General features: G+C 70.2%; 8 protein-coding genes. 4 read left to right on the top strand and 4 right to left on the bottom strand.

Features of this window, described 5'->3' with window-relative positions; all coding sequences use genetic code 11:
• Positions 1-621: 621 nt before the first annotated feature.
• A complete protein-coding gene (locus AC061S_RS18545) occupies positions 622-753 on the top strand; it encodes a hypothetical protein (protein ID WP_478687064.1) in 132 nt (43 codons plus the stop codon).
• Between the two features lie 141 nt (positions 754-894).
• Here the strand turns inward: AC061S_RS18545 and AC061S_RS18540 are convergent, their stop codons facing one another.
• Positions 895-1,413 carry a hypothetical protein gene (locus AC061S_RS18540; protein ID WP_478687063.1) on the bottom strand — a complete coding sequence of 173 codons (519 nt, stop codon included), beginning with the start codon at positions 1,411-1,413 and terminating at the stop codon, positions 895-897.
• An 86-nt stretch (positions 1,414-1,499) separates the two neighbouring features.
• On the opposite strand from AC061S_RS18540, the gene AC061S_RS18535 reads away from it, so the two are divergent.
• Complete coding sequence (locus tag AC061S_RS18535) at positions 1,500-1,841, top strand: PadR family transcriptional regulator (protein WP_478687062.1); 342 nt, start codon at positions 1,500-1,502, stop codon at positions 1,839-1,841.
• A complete protein-coding gene (locus AC061S_RS18530; RefSeq protein WP_478687061.1) occupies positions 1,838-2,509 on the top strand; it encodes a permease prefix domain 1-containing protein in 672 nt (223 codons plus the stop codon). The genes AC061S_RS18535 and AC061S_RS18530 overlap by 4 nt, the downstream gene beginning before the upstream one ends.
• 48 nt (positions 2,510-2,557) lie before the next feature.
• Here the strand turns inward: AC061S_RS18530 and AC061S_RS18525 are convergent, their stop codons facing one another.
• The 3 genes from AC061S_RS18525 to AC061S_RS18515 all read right to left on the bottom strand — a co-directional run bounded on the left by AC061S_RS18525 (position 2,558) and on the right by AC061S_RS18515 (position 5,906).
• Positions 2,558-3,505: an NAD-dependent epimerase/dehydratase family protein gene (locus AC061S_RS18525; protein ID WP_478687060.1), complete on the bottom strand. Its 948-nt coding sequence runs from the start codon at positions 3,503-3,505 to the stop codon at positions 2,558-2,560.
• Between the two features lie 43 nt (positions 3,506-3,548).
• A complete protein-coding gene (locus tag AC061S_RS18520) occupies positions 3,549-4,811 on the bottom strand; it encodes a cytochrome P450 family protein (RefSeq protein ID WP_478687059.1) in 1,263 nt (420 codons plus the stop codon).
• Positions 4,812-4,961: 150 nt separating this feature from the next.
• Entirely contained in the window at positions 4,962-5,906 is a 945-nt protein-coding gene (locus AC061S_RS18515) for a ScbA/BarX family gamma-butyrolactone biosynthesis protein (RefSeq protein WP_478687058.1), read from the bottom strand.
• 167 nt (positions 5,907-6,073) lie between these two features.
• On the opposite strand from AC061S_RS18515, the gene AC061S_RS18510 reads away from it, so the two are divergent.
• Positions 6,074-6,769, top strand: a complete 696-nt coding sequence (locus AC061S_RS18510; RefSeq protein ID WP_478687057.1) for a ScbR family autoregulator-binding transcription factor — start codon at positions 6,074-6,076, stop codon at positions 6,767-6,769.
• Positions 6,770-6,780 lie beyond the last annotated feature (11 nt).

The raw sequence follows: 6,780 nt of genomic DNA, 5'->3' as shown, positions 1-6,780 counted from the left end.
AGTTCGCCTGGGTCATGGGCCGTTCCTGCCTGTTCCGTTCGGGTGTGCGGTGTGCGATGTGCGGTGCGGTGGCTGGTACGACGACGTCGGGGGAGGGGATCCGGTTCCCGCGGGGTGGTGTCCGGGCGGGTGGGCGGGCGCCGGGCGGGGCCGGGCCTGGGCGGGGCCCTGCGGGGCCGTTCCCCCACCCCGCCCCTTCCCGAAACCGGGGCTGTGCCCCGGGCCCCGTTCGGGGCTGCGCCCCCGAGTTCGGGTCGGGGCTGCGCCCCCGGGTTCGGGTCGGGGCTGCGGCCCCGGGTTCGGGTCGGGGCTGCGGCCCCGGGTTCGGGTCGGGGCTGCGCCACCCCGGGTTCGGGTCGGGGCTGCGCCACCCCGGGTTGGGGTTGGGGCTTCGGCCCCGGGTTGGGGTTGGGGCTGCGCCACCCCGGGTTGGGGCTGCGCCCAGGGGTGGGGTGCTGGTAAGGGCCGGCCTGTGGGCAGTCGTCGGCAAGGGTGATCGGTTCTCTGGGCAGCGCGGCGTGGAGGCGGTCGGCGTACCCGGGCGGCAGGGGGTTCGGCCCCTCAGGGCCGAGGTCGAACCCGGCGCCGACCGTCACCAACGCGATCTCGGGACGCTTGCGCATGGCGATCGCATCCCATACGACCTCGACCCTCTCCCTCGGGGCTGAGCCCGGCATCGTGCAGGAGGCAACCCAGGGACGGCAGTTCGTCGTCATCGTCGTGGCCGGGTCGCAGGCTTTGTTGCTCTCCTAGGACGCGCCCGTGGAGATAGCTGCGCATGCTGTGGTTGAAGATCGCCGGGTCCTCGATGCCCTTCACGAAGCGCATCGCGCTCAGCGCTACATCGGTACGGGGGAGCGGCAGTTCGCCGGACGCGTCGTCCGTCACGTCGGATCACGCTCCCGTGGTGGAGCCGGGGCGGACGATCATCAGGATGACCACGATCGCCCAGAGGACGTTGAAGACGCCGGTGAGCATGGTCAGCCGGGTCGCCGCGGAGTGAGGGTCATCCCGGGTGGGCGAGTCCTGGGTGGGCGAGTGCTGGGTGGGTGAGTGCTGGGTGGGTGAGTGCTGGGTCAGCGTGAGCAGGCGTTGTTGGCCGGGTAGGACGGCCAGGGCGAGGATGGCCGCGGCGATCAGGGTCAATGCGAGTGACGCGATCAGCCAGGCGTCGGTGAGGACGCCGAGCAGGGCGCCGGTGGCGAGCCCTAGGACCGGCACGGCGAGTCCGGCGGCGGCGTAGCCGCGGCATATCCGGTGCAGGAGTGCCGCGATCGCGGCGGCTCGGCCGTCCGTGTCCTGGCCACCGGATGCCTGCAGCGCGTAGCGGGGAAACATGGACGCGGCGACGGTGATCGATCCGACGGCCAGGATCGCCGCGAGGACGTGCAGGGACAACAGCACCTTGGTCACGGCGGACTTCCTCCAGGGTGAAGCGCGAATGTGTTGGCTGCCAATACATACCCTGCCTACAGCAACTTTGGGTAGGCTGCCTACTCATGAGGGCAGACGCGGTGCGAGGGCACCTGGACGGACTGTTGCTGGCCGTGCTGGAGCCCGGCCCGCTGCACGGCTACGCGATCATCGCCGCGGTCCAACACCGCAGCGGGGGTGCGGTCGAGCTGCGCACGGGCACGATCTACCCGGCCTTGAACCGACTGGAGCGGCTCGGCCTGCTGAGCGGCAGCTGGCAGTTCACCGGCGAACGGCGGCGCCGATGCTACGAACTCACCGACGCCGGACGGCACACCCTGGCCGGCGAGCGCACCGCGTGGAGCGAGTTCACCACGGCGATCGGCTCGGTCCTCAACCCCGCCGCACCGCCCGGGCTGGCCACGTGAGCGCCGCCGGTCGGCAGGCCGACCCCATCGAGGATTACGTCGCGGCCCTGACAGCCGCCCTCCACGGTCCGGTCCACATCAAAGCCCGGATGATCGAGGAGATACGCGGTGGTCTGGCGGACACCGTATCGGCGCACACGCGCGAAGGACTGGCCTACCGGCAGGCCGCCGGGCAAGCACTGCGAGAGTTCGGGACCCTTGACGAGCTGGTGCCGAGCTGCCAGCGGGAACTGAGCATTGCCCAGGCCCGGCACACCGCCCGGGCCGTCGCTCTCACCGCGCCCTTCCTGATCGCCTGCTGGTACCTGGCCTGGACCACCGACCACGACCAGTCCTGGCAGTTGCCGCGCACGGCCCAGCTGCTGGCCGTTCATCTCGCCGGTGTCGCCGGCGTAGCCGCACTTCTCGCCGCAGCGGCGCTGGCCACCACCGGCTCCCTCGCCCGCCGGCTGCCCACTCCGCACCGGCTGCCCCTCGCGGTCGCGTGGACCGGTACCACCGCCAGCGCGGCCATGGCAGTCGCGACGCTCGCGCTCGCCACCGCCTCGTTCCTGGCCACGGACTGGCCGCTGCTCGCGTTCGCCGGCGCGCTCGCAGCCGCGTCCCACGCGGTGGTGGCGGCCTCGGCCCGCGCCTGCCGCCAATGCGCGCGCCTGTCGGCCACGTGACCCGTCGCCTCTCGGCTGCGATCGTCCGGCCGCCCGGGGCGGGATTCCTCAGGCGCGGGCCAGGTGGGCGCGGTACCAGGGGGCAGCGGCGGGGAGCAGGCTGAGCGGGGCGGGGGTGGGGTCGAGGCGGGTCGCGTGCCAGACGGGCTCGGCGCGCTGGTGGTAGTCCCGGGCCAGAAGGGAGAACTGGCGTTCCGTCACCCGGCCCGGGCGGGACCGGAATTCCTCCAGGCAGCGGTTCCAGGACCAGTCCTCCGCCACCGCCGGCAGGATTCCCTCGGCCGCCAGGGCCGACATGAGGCCCGCGGACGTCACCGGGGTGGGGTGGCTCGCGTGGTGGATCCCGCCCCCGAGGGGATCCGGGGCCGTGGCGAGGGCGTCGATCAGGCGGGCCAGTTCGCCGACGTCGATCACGGACAGGAGCGCGCCGCCGCCGTCCCAGCGGGCCGGCACCCGGTCGACCAGTTCGGCCAGGGCCGGGACCACCCAGCGGTCACCGGCGCCCAGCACCAGACCCGGCCGCAGGACCGTCCCGCCGGCGGCCAGGACCGGGGCCTCCGCCGCCAGCCGGGTGCGGCTCGCGGCGGACACCGGGTCCGGGGCGACCTCGTCGACCTCGATCCCGCGGTGCGGGACGTTCCCGTAGACCCCGGCCGTGGACAGGTGGACGATGCGCCGCACCCCCGCCCGCGCGGCCTCCGCGAGGAGGGACGCGCTGCCCCGGACGTTGACCGCGTGGCAGCGGTCCTCGTCCGGCCCGATGTAGGAGGCCAGGTTCACCAGCGCGGATGCGCCCTCGCAGACCCCGCGCAGCGAGCCGGGGTCGCCCAGGTCCGCACGTACCCACTCCACGCCTTCGCGCGCGGCGCCGGGGGTGCGGACGAGCGCCCGTACCCGGACGTCGGGGCGGCGGGCCAGGGCGTCCAGTGCGGCGGAGCCGATGAAACCGGTGGCTCCTGTCAGGACGACCACCCGGGGTCTTTCGGATATCTGCATGGCGGCGATTTTATCGACGCGTATGACGGTGGATGCTGGGGCGCTATTGGCCGGAAATAGACCCTCTGCGCGGGACGGACCGGCCCAGGATCACGGGAACCGTGCGGTGGCCGTTCGAGACGAACGAGGACTTCGGCCGGAGTTCATCGGCCGGCACGGCCAGGGTGATGTCGGGGAACCGTTCGAAGAGGGCCGACAGCGCGACGGTGACCTCCATCCGGGCCAGGTTCACGCCGAGGCAGTGGTGGGCTCCGTACCCGAACGACACGTGATCGGCGCGGGTGTCGCGGGTGATGTCGAAGAGGTCCGCATCGGCTCCGTGGTGGAGGGGGTCGCGGCCGGAACCGGCGAAGCAGATGACGATCGGGTCGCCCTGCGGGATCCGTATGTCGTCGTCGATCTCGATCGTCTCGACGGCGTAGCGCAGGAGACTGTGCGCTCCGGGCGGGTCCACGCGCAGGGATTCGTCGATCACGTCCTCCCACGAGGCCTTGCCGTCCCGTACGAGCGCGAGCTGGCCGGGGTGCGTGAGCAGGGAGACGACCGCGTTGTCGATGAGGTTCACCGTCGTCTCGTAGCCGGCGGTGAAGAGGAGGATGAGATTGTCGAGGAGTTCCTTCTCGCTCATGTCCGCCGTGCCCGAGTCGCGTGCGGCGACAAGGCCCGACGTCAGGTCGGCGGCGGGATTTTCCCTCTTGTGCGCCACGACTTCGTTCAGGATCTCGTACATGGCTGTGCCATTCGCCATCGCGTCCTCGGGGCTTATCGAGGTGGCGAAGAAACCGTCGATGATCTTCTGCAGGGGATCACGTACGGAATGTGGAATTCCGAAAAGCTCGCAGACGACGGCGTGCGGCAGTACGTGGGCGAATTCCTTGCGGAGGTCCACGGGCCGTCCCGCCGGGACCTGTTCCAAGCGGTCGAGCAGCCCGGCGGCCATCTCCTCCACCCGGGGCCGCAGGGCTGCCACACGCCGCATGGTGAACTCCCCCGCCACCGGCTTGCGCAGGCGGGCGTGCTCCTCGCCGTAGGCGGTGACCATGTTCTGCACCGAGACCCAAATGGCCAGCGGCCACTCCCGGTCGACCTCTCCGTCGATCCACGCCGGCCAGTGCCGGTAGGCGTCCTTCGACACGCGGGGATCGGTGAGCAGGCGTTTCACGAGTGCGTGATCCGTGACGGACCACGCCTCCACTCCACCGGGGAGCACGATCCGCACGGCCCGGCCACGGGAGCGTATTTCCTTGATCTCCCTGTGAATGTCCTGGCCGAGCGGATCGATGACGAACGGGCACTGCCTGCTCACAGGAGTATCCCTCCAACAACTGCGTGGTGACGGTGAGTCGGGTGACGCCACAGGCTGGCACGCCAACGTCCTTCACGCCACTTTGCACAGAGGGGTCTCAACCAGCGGATCGCAGGAAACCGCCGGCCGTCACGTTGGAAAGGGAGGAGATCAGGCGGAAACGTCAATTGCTTCCAGCAGGGCGGAGAAGACCCGCTGGCCGCTCTGATGGCCGGTCACGCTCAGGGAGAGGGTGTCGTCCCGGTTCCGGGTCACCGGCTGCGCCTGGACCAGACAGGGGGAATGGAACTCCACGTACCGTTCGAAGGTGAGGCGGAGCGAGGTGGGGTACAGCCGGGTGGCCTCCGCGACGGCGAAGGCGGCCTGGTGGGTGGCCTCCAGGAGGACCATGCCGGGTACATGATCGTTTTCGTGCGCGAACAGCGTTTTGCTCGTGGTGTGCGGCCGCAGGGTCCAGCACCGGGGATCCCTGGTGGGAGCCAGCAGGACATGGCTCGGGTCGGTCCGCAGCACGAGGGCGCAGGGGACCGGTTCCGGCACGGGCAGGATGGGCCGGGCGTCCGCGTACTCACCCCGCATCCGGCGGTAGGCGCCGGGAGAGGTGCAGGTCAGGCGGCCGCCGCCGGTCGCGATGACCCGGTCTCCCCGCACCACGGTCATGTGGCAGACCATGCCGGAGAAGCGGGTGCCGCGGCGGTTGACGTCCGTACAGGCGACCTCGATGCGGACGGGGGAGTCGCAGTCCGCTGCCAGGAGTTCGGGATCGACCCGGTACTGGAGGTCGGACATCAGGAACTGGTACCCGAGGGGGACGCCGTATTCGGCGTGGGAGAGCAGGATGCCCGCCTGGCGGATGGCCTCCGCGATGACGGTGGGAGAACGGAAACCGTGGAGCGCGGTATGGAACGGGTGGTTTTCAGGCCAACGCAGGCCAACGCTGAATCGGTCGGGCGCGGTGCGTTCCCAGGTCGAGAGGAACACTTCTGAGGTGTCAGGTCGGTGCACAAGCCAGCTGGGTACGGCCGGAGGCCTTGCATCTGAGACCCCGACCGATGGTCTTTGGGTGTTTTCGCTCGCATAAGACGTTATTAACATGAATTCCCCTCCCGGACTTCGAGGCCGATTCGAGCCACGCGTGGTACGTCTCGGTCTGCCGCAAGATACGTGCTGCCTGGTATAATTTGCAACGGCTGTTTTCGGTGACATGCTCATACCCCCGAGGAGGTGCATCAGTGGCCGCCAGCATCGTGGAAGGAGCGAGGGTGTCTCAGAGGGAGGCTTCTCGGCGCACCCGGCAACTCATCGTCGAGGCCGCCGGCGCCGTGTTCGCGGAGAAGGGCTTCAACGGGGCCACGATCGCGGACGTCTATCAACGGCTCGGCCTGACCAAGGGCGCTTTCTACTACTACTTCAAGGGCAAGGAAGAGCTGGCCCAGGCCGTCCTGGCCAGCCAGATCGACACGGTCGGCTTCCCGCTCGTACCGCGGAGCACCCGCCTGCAGGAGCTGATCGACAAGGGCATGCTCTTCGCCGTTCAGATCCGCAGCGATCCGATCGTGCAGGGCAGCCTGAGGCTCTCGCTGGAGCGCGGCAGCGATCACGCGCACCGCCTGCGGCCCTACCAGGACTGGATCGACCACAACCGATTCGCCCTGGGGCAGGCCCGGGAATGCGGCGAACTCCACGCGCACGTGGACCTGGACGCGGTCGCCAACCTCATCGTCGGCTCCTTCACCGGACTGCAGGTGCTCTCGGAGGTGATGGCCGACTGGGAGGACCTGGAAGTACGGGTGTCCGTGATGCTCCGGCACATCATGCCGATCATCGCGCTGCCGACGGTGCTGGCCGAACTGGACATGGCTCCGGGCCGCGCCGAGCGGGTCGTCGCCGATCTGGAGAGGCACCTGCGGGAGCGGGCCCAGGCCGAACTCGTCGAGTCGGCCGAACTGCCGGCCTAGCACCTCCCGCG

This window comes from Streptomyces sp. CA189 (genome assembly GCF_056428985.1).
The sequence above is the reverse complement of the archived record's forward strand: the minus strand, read 5'-3'. Positions and strand labels throughout refer to the sequence as shown.

What these genes read in the sequence shown, in the direction of transcription:
- AC061S_RS18535 (WP_478687062.1), top strand. Translation starts at nt 1,500, where the DNA reads ATGAGGGCAGACGCGGTGCGAGGGCACCTGGACGGACTGTTGCTGGCC.
- AC061S_RS18525 (WP_478687060.1), bottom strand. Translation starts at nt 3,505, where the DNA reads ATGCAGATATCCGAAAGACCCCGGGTGGTCGTCCTGACAGGAGCCACC.
- AC061S_RS18545 (WP_478687064.1), top strand. Translation starts at nt 622, where the DNA reads ATGGCGATCGCATCCCATACGACCTCGACCCTCTCCCTCGGGGCTGAG.
- AC061S_RS18515 (WP_478687058.1), bottom strand. Translation starts at nt 5,906, where the DNA reads ATGTTAATAACGTCTTATGCGAGCGAAAACACCCAAAGACCATCGGTC.